Origin of the sequence: Bacteroides sp. D55t1_190419_B8, assembly GCF_015558905.1 — a bacterium.
Lineage (GTDB): Bacteria > Bacteroidota > Bacteroidia > Bacteroidales > Bacteroidaceae > Bacteroides > Bacteroides vicugnae.
Genome location: NZ_JADMOU010000001.1, coordinates 442,461 through 459,765, shown reverse-complemented (window position 1 = coordinate 459,765; position 17,305 = coordinate 442,461). Strand labels below are relative to the sequence as shown.

The window sequence follows — 17,305 nt, the reverse complement described above, 5'->3', positions numbered from 1 at the left end:
AGAAGCAATGAGATTGCAATGCTTATTTCAATAGATTGTATTTTCTTCGTATTATCATCGTAACATTTACGCTCTACCTTTGCCGATGTAATTTAAACGTAGAGTAAAGTTCGATGAAAAAGCCATTTCTATTAAGATTCTCTGTTGCAGTCTTCTTCAGTATCGTATGTGTACTTTCCGCATTGGCTGCTAATATAAAGGTGAAAGGAGCTGTGAAAGACAAACTTTCCAAAGAACCTCTGATCGGAGCTACTATCCGGCTGATAGGCACTCAAGCCGGAGCCGTTACCGATATGGATGGTAACTTCGAGTTGAATGTTGCCGGTGTTTTGGAAGGTATGTATGATATTGAAATAAAATATGTAGGCTATAAGACAGAAGTGCGCCGTAAGGTGCGTGTGGAGAATGGAAAGCTGGTGATTTTGAATCTGGAACTGGAAACAGATGCACAAGAACTTTCCGACGTGGTGGTAGTAGCCAAAAAGAACCGGGAAAATGAGAATATGCTGTTGCTCGAACAGCAGAAGGCAGTGATTGCCGTGCAATCCGTCGGCGTTAGGGAACTCTCCCGCAAGGGTGTTTCGGATGCGGAAGGTGCCGTCACTAAAGTTGCCGGAGTATCTAAACAAGACGGGGTGAAGAATGTCTTTGTCCGTGGATTGGGAGACCGTTACAATGCAACCACGTTCAACGGATTCGCTCTTCCTTCCGAAGATCCGGAATATAAGAATATCTCTCTTGATTTCTTCGGTACGGACATTATCCAGTCTGTAGGCGTAAATAAAGCATTCAACGCAGGAGGCAGCAGTGATGTTGGAGGGGCAACCATAGATATTGTATCCAAAGAACTGATAGGTAGCGGTCATTTGGGATTCGGTATTTCCGGTGGCTTGAACACACAGACTGTAGCGGCCGATTTTCTGAAACAGGATGGAGTGAACTTTATGGGCTTTGCCAATCGCACCGAACCTGTGGATGAAAACTCATGGAACTTCAAAAATAAGTTAGACCCTTTCGGTCAACATCTCCAGATCAATCGGAGTTATAGCATTTCCGGTGGCAAACGATTCTATGTCGGAGAAGACAAAAATCCGCTTTCTTTCTTCCTGACTGCCGGACATACGACGGACTATCAGTATACGGATGAAATCATACGTAATACAACTACCAGCGGTACGACATATAAAGATATGAATGGCAAGAAGTATACGGAGAATATCAGTCAGCTGGCACTTGCCAATGTTGATTTCGATATGCAGAACCGTCATCACATCAGTTATAATTTTATGATGATTCATGCCAATACCCAGTCGGTGGGTGACTACAACGGTAAGAACTCGATTTTTAGTGACGACTACGAAAACCTCGGATTCACCCGTCGTCAACAGGCGAATGACAATATGTTGATCGTTAATCAGCTGATGACCAACTGGGGATTAACCAAATCATTAAGTCTGGATGCAGGCGCTTCCTATAATATAGTGAAAGGTTATGAACCGGACCGTCGTATCAACAACCTGACCAAAGCGGAAAATGGATATACATTGCTTAGAGGAAACTCGCAACAGCGCTATTTCTCAACTTTAGACGAAAACGACCTGAATGTAAAAGCAGGCTTGGTCTATCGTCTGAAAGATGATGTGGAAGAGATATCAAATGTCCGTTTCGGATATGCAGGCAGATTCGTTGATGATAACTTCAAAGCTACGGAGTATAATCTGACGGTAGGACATGTTTCTACCATCCCTTCTTTGCATGACTTCTCGCTTGACGATTATTATAATCAGGAAAACTTTTCTTCCGACTGGTTTAAGATACAGAAGAATATAGATGAATATACAGTAAAAAAGAATATTCATTCCGCTTATGCCGAAGCTACCTACCAGTTTACTTCCCGTTGGATTGTGAATCTGGGATTGAAATATGACAAGGTAGACATTGAAGTGGACTATAATGTCAATCGTGGAGGCTCTAAAGGAAACAATACCATTCAAAAAGATTATTTCCTGCCCAGCTTGAATCTCAAATACAATCTGAATGAGAAAAACTCGCTTCGTCTGGGAGCCAGCAAAACGTATACGCTGCCGCAGGCAAAGGAAATATCTCCTTACCGTTATGTTGGTGTGAACTTCAACAGCCAGGGTAACCCCAATCTGAAACCTTCGGATAATTATAACCTTGATTTGAAATGGGACTTTAATCCCACTCCGACCGAATTGATTTCTCTCACGGCTTTTTATAAACTGATCAAGAATCCGATATCCCGCATAGAAGTGGCAAGTGCCGGAGGTTATCTTTCTTATGAGAATATAGCGGATAAAGCAACCATAGCCGGAGTAGAAGTGGAAATACGTAAGAATCTGTTTGTCCGTCCGGCAGGTAATGCCGCGAATGGAATGAATAAACTCTCTTTCGGATTGAACGGCTCTTATATCTACACGAATGCCAAAATGCCTTTGGCAACCGTTACTACCGGTTCGCAACTGGAAGGAGCTGCACCGTGGATTGTCAATTTCGATCTCTCACATAACTTCACGAAGGGTAAGCGTAGCTTTGTCAATACATTGGTACTTAATTATGTGAGTGATAAGATATATACCATTGGTACACAGGGCTATCAAGATATGATGGAGCAGGGAATCCTGACACTGGATTTTGTGTCTCAAGCTAAACTCAATAAACATCTCTCACTCAATCTGAAAGCTCGTAATCTGCTGAATCCCTCTTATAAGTTAAGCCGCAAAGCGAACGAAAATGGGGAGAAGGTGATACTGAATGATTATAAGAAAGGAATAAATATAAGCCTGGGGGTGTCGTGTACATTCTAAACCGGGTGATGAAATAAAATTATTAACTAATAATGAAAGCAAAATGAAAAGATTGTTTGTGAACTTTATGACATTTGCCGTTATGGCAACAGCACTTACATTGACTGCATGTAGCAGTGATAGTGACGGAGACGGCGATGGTAATGGAAATGGTGGAAACAATGGCGGAACAGGTAGCTCTATCGTTGTGGGTGAAAATATCCTGTCCGGAACGCTGACCGGAGAGCAAACGCTGGAAGCTAAGGAATATATTCTGAACGGAACAGTCGTGATTGAAGACGGAGGCCGTCTGAATATCCCTGCCGGAACAACGATTAAAGCCCGTGAAGGTTTCAGCAGTTATCTGCTGGTAGCACAGGGGGGTAAACTTTATGCTGACGGTACCGCTGACAAGCCAATCGTTTTCACAGCCAACTCAACGAGTCCCACATCCGGTTATTGGGGAGGAGTCATTATCAACGGTAAAGCTCCGATCTCCGGTTCGAATGCAAATAAGAGTGATACAGGTCTGACAGAAATCGACAATAACTATAAATATGGTGGTAGTGTCGATAATGATAATTCCGGTTCACTGACTTATGTGAAAATCTGCTATGCCGGTGCCCGCTCTACAGCAGATATCGAACACAATGGATTGACGTTGAACGGTGTTGGAAACGGTACCAAGATTGAGAATATCTATATTCTTGAAAGTGCGGATGATGCTATCGAATTCTTTGGCGGTACAGTGAATGTAACGAACCTGTTAGCTGTAAACCCGGATGATGATATGTTCGACTTTACTCAAGGATATTCCGGTACATTGAAAAACTGCTATGGTGTTTGGGAAAGCGGTTATACCAGTACGGAAGCAGATCCGCGCGGTATTGAAGCAGACGGTAATTTGGACGGTATCTATCCCGATCATCTGCGTCAATCGGACTTTACGGTTGAAAATATGACGATTGTAAATAATGCTGCAAATACAACGGACAATGTAGACCGTATGCAGGATGTGATAAAGATTCGTCGTGGCGCGAAAGCTACCATTATCAATGCGCTTGTCAAAGGAACCGGCGGAACCATCGACCTGATTGATATGAACGACAGCAAAGGTGCGGGAAATCCAGCTTCCAGCATTAGCATAACGAATACTCTGCAATATAAAACGAAGCTGAACGGTACATTGAATACATTTACCGAACCTGCTACTAACACTGGTGCAGATGCATCCCTGTTCACTTGGACCGGATATAATTTCTCCTCATTATAATTAAGATATAGATTAGCGAGGTTTATTTTTTAATAGGAGGTATGGGAGTATTTGTAACAAACAGATTCTCCCATATTCTATTTGTTTGTTTTCGTAATCTTATTTTAGTTTTTTTATTTGGTTTTTTATGGTATGAGTGATTTCCTTTTTCGTATATTTGTCGACCTATTATCTTACAATGATATAAATTATGCAAACAGACAACGAGCGGTACCATAAAATGGCTTCTCTTGCACAGATCGGGTGGTGGGAAGTAGATTTAACGACAGGATATTACTTATGTTCCGATTATCTTTGTGATCTTCTGGGCTTGGATGGAGATACTATTTCTAATTCGGATTTTCTGAATCTGGTACGTGAAGATTATCGCAAGCAAATTACCCAAGAGTTTCAGGCAAACACTTCTATTCATAAGGACTTTTATGAACAAACTTTTCCTATTCATTCCAAATATGGTGAGGTTTGGTTACATACTCGTCTGGCTTTTCGTGAGAAGGGAGCAGGTGCTGATGGAGGTGATAAATCTTTCGGAGTAATCCAGCGTGTCGAAGCTCCTAAGGAAGAAGATCAAAGGGATGCATTAAGACGTGTGAATGACTTGCTTCGCCGTCAGAATTTTGTGTCGCAATCGTTGCTTCGTTTCCTTCGTGATGAAGAGGTGGAATCTTGTATAACAGATATTTTAAGAGATATACTGAATCTATATGATGGCGAAGGACGCGTTTATATTTTTGAATATGATGAGACTCATACCCATCATAGTTGTACTTATGAAGTTGTTTCCGAAGGGGTATCAGCTGAAAAAGAGACTCTCCAAAATATACCTATCAGTCAATCGAAGTGGTGGAGCGAACAGATATTAGCTGGTAAACCTATTCTCTTGGATACATTGGAACAATTACCGGAAGCAGCAGCCGATGAGTATAAGATACTTGCTGTTCAGGGGATTCGTTCTTTAATGGTTACTCCTTTGATGACGGGTGATCACGTTTGGGGGTATATGGGCATTGATCTGGTGAAAAATTACCATGGCTGGAGTAATGAAGATTTTCAATGGTTCTCTTCATTGGGAAATATTATAAGCATTTGTATCGAGTTGCGTAAGGCCAAGGACAAGGTGATCCGTGAACAGGCTTTCCTGAATAACCTGTTCCATTTTATGCCGATGGGTTATATCCGTATGTCGATTATCCGTGACGAGAATAATAAGCCTTGTGATTATCGGGTGACAGATGCAAATGAGGTAAGTTCCACATTTTTCGGACATCCTTTGGAATCTTATATTGGTGCTTTGGGATCTGAAAAGCATTCCGACTATCTCCAAAAACTTGATTTTCTGAAAGAGATCCTGGATAGTGATTCTTATAGGGAAAAAGATGAATATTTTCCTAAAACGGAACGCTATACGCATTGGATTATTTATTCTCCTGAACAGGATGAAGTTGTCGGCTTGTTCCTCGATTCCACGGGATCAGTGAAAGCCAATCGGGCACTGGACCGGAGCGAAAAGTTATTTAAGAATATCTTTACCAATATCCCGGCAGGAGTCGAAATCTATGATAAAGACGGGTATCTGGTGGATTTAAATAATAAAGATCTGGAGATATTCGGTGTAGTGAATAAATCGGATGTAATAGGGGTTAATTTCTTTGAGAATCCGAATGTACCACAGAACATCCGTGATCGTGTGAGGAATGAGGATTTAGTCGATTTCCGGCTTAACTATTCTTTTGAGCAAACCGGGGGATATTATGAAACAAGCCGCTCCAACGTGATCGAACTATATTCGAAAGTTAGTAAACTATATGACAACGAGGGTAACTTTAACGGATATATCTTAATCAGCATTGACAATACGGAACGCATCGACGCGATGAATCGTATCCGTGATTTTGAGAATTTCTTCCTGATGATATCCGACTATGCCAAGGTAGGTTATGCTAAACTGAATCTTTTGAACCGGAAAGGTTATGCTATTAAACAGTGGTATAAGAATTTGGGTGAGGAAGAAGATATTCCTTTGAGCGAGGTTGTGGGAGTTTATGGCAAAATGCATCCGGAAGACCGTAAACGTTTCTTTGATTTCTATGACGAAGTCAAGAAGGGTAAAAGGAGGCATTTTCAGGGAGAAGTGCGTATTCGTCGTCCCGGAACAAAGAACGAATGGAATTGGGTAAATAGTAATGTAATGGTCACTAACTATAGACCGGAAGAAAACGAAATAGAAATCATCGGTATCAATTATGACATCACAGAGCTGAAAGAGACCGAAGCCGAATTGATTCAGGCACGCGATAAAGCGGAGATGATGGATCGCTTGAAAAGTGCTTTCCTTGCAAATATGAGTCATGAAATCCGTACGCCGCTGAATGCTATTGTTGGTTTCTCCGATTTGTTGGTGGAAACTGAAGACGTGGCAGAACGTCAGGAGTATATTAAGATTGTACGTGAGAATAATGATCTGTTACTGCAACTTATTTCGGATATACTCGACCTCTCGAAGATTGAGGCTGGTACGTTTGAGTTTACTAATGGAGACGTAGATGTAAATCTGTTGTGTGAGGATATTGTCCGCTCGATGCGTATGAAAGCGAAAGAAGACGTGGAACTGGTACTCGATAATCATCTTCCTGTCTGTCATGTCATTAGTGATCGTAATCGCATACATCAGGTGATCTCTAACTTTGTTAATAATGCAATGAAGTTTACCTCCGAAGGGAGTATTCATGTCGGATATGAAATAAAAGAAGGAGAGTTGGAGTTTTATGTCAAAGATACGGGAATCGGTATTGAGAAAGAGCAGTTACCGCATATTTTTGAACGTTTTGTGAAGCTTAATTCTTTTGTGCACGGTACAGGATTGGGACTTTCTATCTGTCAAAGCATTGTAGAACAACTGGGTGGACGTATTGGCGTTGACTCTGAAAAAGGAAAAGGATCACGGTTCTGGTTTACTATTCCTGGGGTAATTGTGACGGAAGAGATGAGTTGTGCCCGGTAAAGGGGCAATTTAATATATAAAGGAAACGGTCTTGGTTTTGATGTCGATTGATAGGGACATGAAACCAAGACCGTTTCTTATGTTATAGAGGTAGTTCGTTTATATTCCGAACGACAATTTATCGATAGACTGATATACGATACTTGCGATACCCAGTCCGATGATACCCAGTGTGCAGAGTGCCAGTCCCCATTTCGTGCAGCGGTCGCTGCGGAAAGTAGGAATCGGGTTGTCGGAAGGAGTGACATACATTGCTTTTACAATCAACAGATAATAGTACAATGAAATCACTGTATTTACCAATGCAATGAATACCAGCAAGTGGAAACCTGCGTCGAAAGCAGCCATGAAGATAAAGAACTTCGAGAAGAATCCGGCAAACGGAGGGATACCTGCCAATGAGAACAGAGACAGAGTCATCAGGAAAGCGATTTTGGGATTCGTTTTATAAAGTCCTGCATAATCCTCGAGCGTGAATTTCTGACTGCGTAATGCCACGATAGTAATCACGGCAAATACTCCGAGGTTGGCAGCAGCGTACACTAATACGTAATATACCAAAGCTGTCATGCCTTGTGCCGTACCTCCGATAACGCCCAACATAATGTATCCCGCTTGTGAAATACTGGAGAACGCCATCAAACGTTTCAGGTTCTGCTGACGGACAGCAAATATATTGGCAATCGTGATAGAAGCGATGGTTACCCAATAAAGTACTTCCTGCCAGTCATTGATCATTGGAGCGAATACTTTGATAAGTACAGCCAACAAAACAAATGCTGCCGATCCTTTTGATATAACGCTCAAATAAGCGGTAACTGCACTCGGAGCACCTTCGTAAACATCTGCTGTCCATAAGTGGAACGGAACCAATGATAATTTGAATGCCATTCCTGCAAAGAAGAATACAAATGCCATGATCTGCAACGGATTTCCGTCAATATGGGCAGGAAGGTCATCGAAATAAAGAGTACCGGCAGAACCGTAGATCATTGACAGACCGAACAACAGTAATGCACTGGAGAAAAGAGCTGTCAGAATGTATTTGGCTCCTGCTTCGGCAGAGTTATGACGGTATTTGTCAAAGGCAATCAGTGCTGCCATCGGGATAGAAGCAGTTTCCAGCCCGATGAAGAACATCAGGAAGTGTCCGGCAGAAATCATGAGGTACATACCAAACAAGGTAGAGAGTGTTAGTACATAGAATTCTCCTTGCTTGAACGAAGTATCTTCTCTTTTCATCCATTCGTGTGCCATCAGGAAAACAATCAGTGTGCCGACGTTCAGGATTGATTTAATCACTGTGTGCATCGGTACATAATGATACATACCGCCGAATGCATCGGCAGCAGTTCCCGGAATTAAATTGATAGCTGTATGGATAGCCATCAGAATAACGGGTAACATTGTGTTCAGGCGTGCTTTCCCACCATTTTTGTGTGCATCCGGACTCATGAAGAGGTCAGCTAGAAATAGCAGCAGTAAGACGGCTATGAGCGACAGCTCTTCTCGCATATATAGAAATTGTGAATAATCCATCTTTATCAATTCAAAATTAAAGATTAAAAATTAAAGGGCTATGGAATCAGTTGTGAGACTACGGGGAGTACACTTTCACCAATCATGTGGCTAACCCAGAAAGGAGCCATACCTAGTCCGGCTACACAAACGATGAGGCAGATAACGGCTACACGTTCGTCCCAAGTCGCATCAGTCAGTTCGAGATGATGTTTGTTGGTACAGGTTCCGTATAGAATTTTACCTACCAGACGCAGAATGTAGACTGCAGTAATCACAATCGAAGAACAAGCGATGATAGTCAGTACACGGTGGAACTGGTCGTTGTTCTGGAAAGAGCCGACGAAAATAGTCATTTCAGCAATAAAGCCACTTAATCCCGGCAGACCGAGGTTGGCAAGACCGGCAATTACATAACATACGCTAAGGAACGGCATAACTTTCATTAAGCCGGCAAGCTCGCGAACGTCACGTGTGTGTGTACGTCCATAAATCATACCGATAAGAGCAAAGAACAAGGCTGTCATCAATCCGTGTGAAAGCATCTGAAGGATAGCTCCTGTTGCTGCTGTCTGATTCAGCATCAGAATGGCGAAAAGAACCAGTCCGCAGTGAGATACGGATGAATAAGCATTGATATATTTCAAGTCGGTTTGTACGCAAGCGGAGAATGCACCGTAAACTACAGAGATACCTGTCAATATCAGGAATATCCATGAAAGTTCGTTAGCAGCTTCCGGCATCAGATACATGGCAATACGGAAACATCCGTAACCTCCCAGTTTCATCAATACTCCGGCATGAAGCATAGATACGGCAGTCGGGGCGGAAGCGTGACCGTCAGGACTCCATGTGTGGAACGGGAAAAGGGCACCTAATACACCGAAACCAAGGAAAGTCAGCGGGAACCAGATGCATTGCTGTGCAAAAGGTATGTTGTGCAACTGCGCGATTTCGAGGAGGTTCATAGTGGTTGCTCCCGAACCGAAATAGATTCCGAGAATACCGATCAGCAGGAAGGCAGAACCACCCATCAACATGAGGGTCAGCTTCATGGCTGCATATTCTTTACGTCCTGATCCCCATACACCAATCAACAGGTACATCGGTATCAATGCGATTTCGTAGAACATGAACATGGTGAATAAATCGACGGATATAAAGAATCCGAATACTCCCATAGACAATAGGGTGAACCAAAGGAAATATTCTTTTGTCAGCGGTTGCAGACGCCAGGAAGCAAATGTACCGGTGAACACAATGACAGCGGACAGTAACAACATGGCTACCGAAATTCCGTCAACACCTACTGAATAGGATATGTGAAGCGGGGCATACCAAAGCGTATCTGCACGGAAAAGCATTTCTGCCGTGTTTCCGGCACTACGCTCTCCCAGATACAGGAATGTAAGTACGACGGAGGCAATCAGAAGTGCCGATGCGCCAGTAACCATAACCCCCCGGATGGCTTTGATTCCTCGTGCTGCCCAGAGTCCGGCCAGCATCAATAAGGGGATAAGTACGAATATTGATAAGAAATTCATCTTTATGATTTACTATTTAAAGATTTACTATTTACTATTTAGAGAATCAGCAGTAGGATAAGTGCCAGTGCACCGCAAAGGAACACGTATGCATATTGTTGTACCTGACCGCTCTGCAAACCACGGATCTCGTCGCTTGTTGTGTTGGTAGCCCATGCCAGAAAATCAAAGAATCCATCCACTACATGACGGTCGAACCATGCGATAGGAGTAGAGATGCAGCGGAAGATAATCTTATGCGTGATAAACTGGTATATATCGTCAATATAGAAGCGGTTATAAGCAGCCTTGTGCAGACCTTTGAACTGTTTTGCCAATGAATCGGCAACTGGCTGTTTGGCATTTTTGTACATCCATGTAGCGATTGCAATCGAAATAATCGCAATGACAACGCTCGTAATAGCCACCGACGGATCGAGATGGATGGAATAAGATTCTCCATTCGAACTGATGAAGTGTCCGAAAGGAATAAATCCGGCTCCACAAGTTACTGCCGCCAGAAACATCAATGGGAAAGTCATAGCCAACGGACTTTCATGTGGGCGGCAAGGGCGGCAAGGTGCCGCTTCCAAGTTTCCCTTCGGCGTGTTATGTTCCGAATGGGAATCTGCCCGGAGCGGCTCGCTCCCCCAGAAAATACCGTAGTAGAGACGGAACATATAGAAAGCGGTCATCGCAGCAATTACTGTCATTACCCATCCCATTACAGGGCTGTATTGGAAGCAAGCAGCCAGAATTTCATCTTTCGAGAAGAAACCCGAGAATGGAGGAATACCGGCAATAGCAAGACAAGCAATCAGGAATGTCCAGTGAGTGATCGGCATATATTTGCGTAAACCTCCCATCGCGGACATTTCGTTAGAATGTACAGCATGAATGATACTACCTGCACCGAGGAAGAGCAATGCCTTAAACATAGCATGTGTGAAGAGGTGGAACATGGAAGCCATGTAGCCCAAGCCTCCTTCGTGAGGATTCATGGAAGTACAGACACCCAGAGCTACCATCATGAAACCAATCTGTGAAATGGTAGAGAAAGCCAGTACGCGTTTAATATCTGATTGTACGCAAGCCACACTTGCTGCATAGAATGCGGTGAATGCACCTACCCAGGCAACCATGTGCAGCGTATTCGGTGCATAGGCAATGAAAAGCGGGAACATACGTGCCACCAAATATACACCGGCAACAACCATGGTAGCCGCATGAATCAATGCACTGACCGGAGTAGGACCTTCCATTGCATCCGGCAACCAGATATGCAACGGGAACATGGCACTTTTACCGGCACCACCGACAAACATCAATCCGAGAGCCAATGGAAGCATAGAAGCTCCACCGCTTATCAAGGATACCGTGTCCGGGGTAAATCCGAATGTACCACCATAATATCCGTAAATCAGGATACCGATCAGGAAGCCCAAGTCGGCAAAGCGAGTGACAATAAACGCTTTCTTGGAAGCGGCAACCGCAGCAGGTTTTGTATAGTAGAAACCGATTAGCAGATAAGAACTTACACCCACCAATTCCCAGAAAAGGTACATCTGGAAGATGTTGGTTGCAACAACCAATCCCAGCATAGACATGGTAAACAGGGATAGGAAAGCATAATAACGTTGAAAACCTACCTCACCTTTCATGTAGCTGAAAGAGTAGATATGTACCATCAGTGACACGGTAGAGATGACAATCAACATCATTACTGATATAGGATCGAGCAGGATGCCCAAATCAAAGTGTAAGGTCTCTGTAAAAGGAAGCCACGTGAAGTTGTAAGGTATCAGTGTGGCGAATGTTCCGTCTTCCAGTCGTGGAGCCGAGAAATATTGGATAGCTGTAACGTAGGATAGTACCGCTACTGCTCCCAGTATCAGCGTACCAATTGTGCCCGCTGTCCGATGGGACATCCATTTACCTCCGATTCCCAGTATGAGAAAGGAGAAGAAAGGAAGAAGGAGTATTAGAATTGTTAGTTCCATACAGTTTTATTTTTATTACTTGATTTATTATTATTTGTTCTTGGTGAGAAACAAATCACCACTTCAGCTCGTCCAAGTTGCGCACCTGGATGCTCCGGAGATTACGATAAATGTTAATCATGATGGCAATGGCTACTGCAGTTTCCGCAGCCGAGATGGCGATGGAAAAGAGTGCAAAGAAATAGCCTTCCATTCCCTCCGGAAAGAGAAAACGGTTGAATACGGCAAAGTTGATGTCCGTGGCGTTCAGCATTAACTCTACAGAAATCAGGATAGCCAGTGTGTTCCGGCGGGTAAAGAATCCATAGATTCCTGCAAACATCATGATGGTAGAAACTACCAGATAATATTCCATGTGTATCATATACTTAATACTTAATAGTTAATACTTGATTTTCTATCTCTTACGTGCAATTATGATACCACCGATGATACAAGCCAGCAACAGGATACTGACAGCTTCGAAAGGTAATATATAACCGTATTTGTAGCTACTAAGCAAAGCGTTCCCGATGGCATGAATATTGATCTCGTGCGGGGCAAGATTAGCCGTCTGCATGAAATTATGCTTCAACGTGATGGTCAGGATAATTGCTAAACCGGCAATCATGGTAATGAGCCCGGCCAGGAGCTTACTTCGTTTCACTTTCTCGGCTCGATCACCTTCTCCGCTGGTCAACAGGATGGAGAATACATAAAGAACGACGATACCACCGGCATAAACCATTATCTGAACAGAGCCCAGGAAGGTGTAACCCAGCAAAAAATAGATGCCGGCCGTGCCGAAGAGCACGAAGAGCAGGTAGGTGGCCGAGCGTACGATACGTTGGGTAGTCACCGTCATGATGGACATAGCAATAATAAATGCTGCCAAAAAGTAGAATACTACTGTTTCAAGTGTTGATCCCATATCTAAACTTCTTTTTTCTTTTCTATTACTTTACTACCGTCGTGATTCAGTTTCAGGACAAGTTTTGTCCGGTCGAATACTGCATGTTCGAAGTTCTGGTCGAACGTAATCGCATCATGCGGACAAGCATTGACACAGAGTTGGCAGAACATACAGGCACCCAGGTCATATTCATAGGTTGCCAGGATTTTCTTTTTCTTGCCATCTTCTGTTTCGACGGTTTCGCTGGTCACTTTGATTGTATCGTTCGGACAAGCCATTTGGCATAATCCGCAGGCTACACAGCGATGTTCATTATTCTCATTGTGGGGCATATTCAGCGTACCACGGAAACGGTCGAACATTTTCAGCTCTTTCCGGTTTTCGGGATATTGCTCGGTCACTTTCTTACGGAAGTATACCTTGATGCTGGTTTTCATACCCGTTGCCAGTGTGCTGATGCCGTGCACCAGACCACCTAAGTACGTATATTTTTTATCTTTATATTCCATAATTTTCATTTATCAAAAGTGGAAGCCGAAAGCTACGCAGCATGCCATTAATAATAGGTTTACCATAGAAATTGGAACCAGATATTTCCATTCCAGATTCAGAATCTGGTCGATACGTAAACGTGGGAACGTCCATTTGATCCACATCAGAAGGAACACCACGAAGAATGCTTTAGCGAAGAACCAGATAAAGCCCGGAATATAATCCATTACAGTGTTGAATCCATCCAGCCCGACGATGTGTAACGGCATCCATCCTCCCAGGAAGATAGTGGTGGCAACACTGGCCACGATAAACAGATTCAGGTATTCTGCCAGATAGAAGAAACCGAAACCCATACCGGAGTATTCTGTGTGGTATCCGGCAGTCAGCTCACTTTCAGCTTCGGGAAGGTCGAACGGGCCACGGTTACATTCTGCATTTCCGGCAATCAGGTAAATGATAAAAGCAATGACAGCAGGGATATGTCCTTTGAAGATGAACCAGCCGTCAGCCTGTCCTTCTACGATTTCAGAAAATTGCATGGTTCCCATCAGCACTACCATAGTCATGATACTCATACCAACAGAAAGTTCGTAACTGATAATCTGTGCACCGCTTCGCATGGCACCAATCAAAGAGAATTTGTTGTTACTACCCCAACCGGCCAGCAAGATACCGACAACTCCAATGCTGGAAGCAGCCAATAGGAAGAACACGCCTACGTTAAAGTCCAGAATCGCTGCACCTTTATTAAAAGGAATACAAGCGAAAGTCAGGAATGAGGCGATAATCACCATGAATGGAGCAAGATTGTAAAGGAAATGGTCGGCACCCTTCGGCATGAAGATTTCTTTGGTCATCATTTTGAGTACGTCACAGACCACTTGAATAGAACCCCATTTACCAACACGGTTCGGACCAAGACGACACTGGAAGAAACCGCAAACTTTACGCTCCATGTAGATCAATATGATAGCCAGGATGGCATATAGTGCTACGAGGCACACGCCGACAGCTACACATTCTATAAAGATGGCTAATCCCTCCGGCATAATGGAGAGCAGTAGCTCATGTATCCAGTTTGTTACTATACTAAAGTCGAACATATATTCTTAATAATTAAGTATTTTATCTATCAATATCCGGAACGACATAATCTATTGTTCCGCCAATAGCAATTAAGTCGGCAATCTTCGTTCCCCGGCAGATGGTGTCGATTGCGGCAACAAGCGGCAATCCCGTAGCACGGTAATGCAGGCGGTAAGGCGTTTTGTCACCCTGGCTTTCAAGGAAGACACCAAATTCACCACGACTTCCTTCTACTGCAGCATAATAACTGCCTTCCGGAACACGGATGATAGGCTTCATCTTCTCCTGATAAGGTCCTTCGGGAATATTGTCTATTAATTGTTCGATGATGTTCAGACTTTCCATGATTTCATCCATACGCACCAGATAACGGGCAAAGCAGTCACCTTCCGTATAAATAATTTCTTTGAAATCTACTTTGTCGTATACACCGTATGGCATTCGTTTACGTACGTCACACGCCCATCCTGAAGCACGGCCTGTACCTCCGGTACAACCGAAAGAGATGGCATCTTCACGGCTTAACACACCGACGCCTTTCATACGGCTTTGTGCGATGATGTTACCCGTAAATATATCATGATATTCGTGGATGATTCCTCTCATATAAGGAATGAACTCTTTTACTCGTTTGACGAAGTTAGGATGAAGATCAGCCTGTACACCGCCAATCGTATTGTAGTTCATAATCAGACGTCCGCCACAAGTCTCTTCAAAGATGTCGAGAATTTTCTCGCGATCACGGAATCCATAGAAAAATGCTGTTAATGCTCCCAAGTCCATGGCAAGACAAGAGTAGAACAGCAAGTGAGAGTCGATACGTTGCAATTCATCCATAATGGTACGGATATACTTCACACGTTCGCTAACCTCAATACCCATAGCCTTTTCAATACACATACACAGTGCATGACGGTTCTGGTGTGCACCCAGATAGTCAAGGCGGTCTGTCAAAGCCAATGTTTGAGGGTAGGTGAGGCTTTCATTCATTTTCTCGATGCCCCGGTGGATATAACCGCAGTTCGCATCAATCTTACGAATGATTTCACCTTCCAGAGAAACACGGAAGCGCATTACACCATGAGTAGCAGGGTGTTGCGGACCGATGTTAACTACATATTCTTCTTCACCGAACAGCTTCATCTCTTTATTTTTGATGGTTCCGTCCGGGTTCAGTTCTATTTCTTGAGTCGTATCAAACGTCTCTTCATTGGTCATACACAATGGGTTATCCTTTTCCGGGTCATTATCTTTGCGCATTGGATAACCTATCCAATCGTTACGCAGATAAAGCCGGCGCATGTCAGGATGACCGACAAAAGTGATACCGTAATAATCGAAAACTTCACGTTCGTAGAAGTCGGCTATCTTCCAAATGTCGCTGACAGATGGAATTTCAGGTAGCTCGCGGTTGGTTGTCGCTGTTTTTAATGCTATCCGTTCGCCTGTAATGGTAGATTCCAGATGGTAGACTACGCCTAAACCGCGGAGTTTTTCCGGAGCGTCTTTCTCATCGGCTACTCCCCAGTCCATACCGGTGAGGCTTTCGAGAAAGTCCATCTGTTTTTCATTTCGCAAGCGCAGCATCTCGTCGTGTAACGTTGCAGGAGCTATAAATTGTATTTCTTGCATAAATCCTTTTAATTACAGAATGTAGAATCATTCTTCATTTTTTAAATAATCCGGTTTCTTCTCTTTTCTGTTTACTCCACCAAAGAACTTTTCTATTTTTACTTTGCGTTGCAATTGCATCATGCCATAATAGAAAGCTTCAGGACGTGGCGGGCATCCGGGAATATATACATCTACCGGAAGAATCTTGTCCACTCCGTTAACCACATGATAGGACTTTTTGAAAGGACCTCCGCTGACAGCGCATCCGCCTACGGCAACCACATACTTCGGATCGGGCATCTGGTCATAGAGTCGTTTCAGTACCGGAGCCATTTTATTGGTGATTGTTCCGCATACCATAATCATATCAGCTTGGCGCGGACTGGCACGTGCTACTTCAAACCCAAAGCGGGCCATGTCATAACGCGCGGCACCCAGTGCCATAAATTCGATACCGCAACAACTGGTTGCAAAGGTAAGCGGCCACAGTGAGTTACTGCGTCCCCAGTTGATAAAGTCGTCAAGAACTCCGAGGGCAACGTTTGCTCCTCCTGCATTAAGTTCCTTGACCAACTTTTCCAATGATTCATTGTCGATAAACTCATCATACGGAATAGATTTTATTTTTGGCTTTTTGGTTATTTCCATTCCAAAGCTCCTTTCCTCCAGGCATAAGCAAGACCCAGAACTAAAATGATAAAGAAGAAGAGAATACTAATAAGTCCCTGTGGTCCCATGTCATGCATAACTACTGCCCACGGGAACAGTAAAGCAGTTTCGACATCGAACATCAGGAACAGGATAGCAAACAGGTAGTAGCCTACGCGAAACTGCATCCATGATTTACCACGTGTCGGTATACCACATTCATAAGCCTCAAACTTTTGCAGATTGTATGAACGGGGAGAAATAGCACGCGAAAGAGCTACTACTACACCGACAAAAGCAAGCGCTGTCAGTAAAACAACAACTAAAAATGTAAAATTCATAATTCAATAGCTGTTTAGATTGAATATTATATAGAAATAAACAATTAATCTATTCGCCCTATGGAGAATAAAACCAACTGTAATAAAAGACGAGTAAAAGAGTCTAC

Annotated in this window: 13 protein-coding genes; 3 read left to right on the top strand and 10 right to left on the bottom strand. The window is 43.4% G+C overall.

Annotated features, from left to right (window positions below):
* Nucleotides 1–113 precede the first annotated feature (113 nt).
* The 3 genes from I2I13_RS01525 (at nt 114) to I2I13_RS01515 (ending at nt 7,081) form a co-directional block, all read left to right on the top strand.
* Nucleotides 114–2,828, top strand: coding sequence for a TonB-dependent receptor (locus I2I13_RS01525; protein WP_195648569.1), 2,715 nt, complete (start codon nt 114–116; stop codon nt 2,826–2,828).
* Between the two features lie 43 nt (nt 2,829–2,871).
* Nucleotides 2,872–4,080, top strand: coding sequence for a hypothetical protein (locus I2I13_RS01520; RefSeq protein WP_195648568.1), 1,209 nt, complete (start codon nt 2,872–2,874; stop codon nt 4,078–4,080).
* A gap of 190 nt (nt 4,081–4,270) precedes the next feature.
* Nucleotides 4,271–7,081, top strand: coding sequence for an ATP-binding protein (locus tag I2I13_RS01515; protein ID WP_195648567.1), 2,811 nt, complete (start codon nt 4,271–4,273; stop codon nt 7,079–7,081).
* Between the two features lie 99 nt (nt 7,082–7,180).
* On the opposite strand, the gene I2I13_RS01510 is transcribed toward I2I13_RS01515, so the two are convergent.
* Genes I2I13_RS01510 through I2I13_RS01465 form a run of 10 tightly spaced genes read right to left on the bottom strand, consistent with a single transcriptional unit; the run spans nt 7,181 to nt 17,198 of the window.
* A complete protein-coding gene (locus I2I13_RS01510; protein WP_148366448.1) occupies nt 7,181–8,620 on the bottom strand; it encodes an NADH-quinone oxidoreductase subunit N in 1,440 nt (479 codons plus the stop codon).
* A 38-nt stretch (nt 8,621–8,658) separates the two neighbouring features.
* Entirely contained in the window at nt 8,659–10,143 is a 1,485-nt protein-coding gene (locus I2I13_RS01505) for a NuoM family protein (protein ID WP_004305342.1), read from the bottom strand.
* Nucleotides 10,144–10,181: 38 nt separating this feature from the next.
* A complete protein-coding gene (nuoL, locus tag I2I13_RS01500; RefSeq protein WP_195648566.1) occupies nt 10,182–12,122 on the bottom strand; it encodes an NADH-quinone oxidoreductase subunit L in 1,941 nt (646 codons plus the stop codon).
* Between the two features lie 55 nt (nt 12,123–12,177).
* Nucleotides 12,178–12,486 carry an NADH-quinone oxidoreductase subunit NuoK gene (gene nuoK, locus I2I13_RS01495; protein WP_004301460.1) on the bottom strand — a complete coding sequence of 103 codons (309 nt, stop codon included), beginning with the start codon at nt 12,484–12,486 and terminating at the stop codon, nt 12,178–12,180.
* Between the two features lie 33 nt (nt 12,487–12,519).
* The gene (locus tag I2I13_RS01490) at nt 12,520–13,032 is read right to left on the bottom strand and encodes an NADH-quinone oxidoreductase subunit J (RefSeq protein WP_195648565.1); all 513 of its coding nucleotides are present in this window, start codon (nt 13,030–13,032) and stop codon (nt 12,520–12,522) included.
* Nucleotides 13,033–13,034: 2 nt separating this feature from the next.
* Nucleotides 13,035–13,523, bottom strand: coding sequence for a 4Fe-4S binding protein (locus tag I2I13_RS01485; RefSeq protein ID WP_004305338.1), 489 nt, complete (start codon nt 13,521–13,523; stop codon nt 13,035–13,037).
* A gap of 12 nt (nt 13,524–13,535) precedes the next feature.
* On the bottom strand, nt 13,536–14,612 hold the full coding sequence (gene nuoH / locus I2I13_RS01480) for an NADH-quinone oxidoreductase subunit NuoH (protein WP_195470190.1): 1,077 nt from the start codon (nt 14,610–14,612) through the stop codon (nt 13,536–13,538).
* 22 nt (nt 14,613–14,634) lie between these two features.
* Nucleotides 14,635–16,227 (bottom strand): NADH-quinone oxidoreductase subunit D, encoded by a 1,593-nt coding sequence (locus tag I2I13_RS01475; protein ID WP_195648564.1) that lies wholly within the window; start codon nt 16,225–16,227, stop codon nt 14,635–14,637.
* Nucleotides 16,228–16,254: 27 nt separating this feature from the next.
* Entirely contained in the window at nt 16,255–16,857 is a 603-nt protein-coding gene (locus tag I2I13_RS01470; RefSeq protein ID WP_004301465.1) for an NADH-quinone oxidoreductase subunit B, read from the bottom strand.
* On the bottom strand, nt 16,848–17,198 hold the full coding sequence (locus tag I2I13_RS01465) for an NADH-quinone oxidoreductase subunit A (RefSeq protein ID WP_148366442.1): 351 nt from the start codon (nt 17,196–17,198) through the stop codon (nt 16,848–16,850). Before I2I13_RS01465 ends, I2I13_RS01470 begins: the two co-directional genes overlap by 10 nt.
* Between the last annotated feature and the right edge of the window lie 107 nt (nt 17,199–17,305).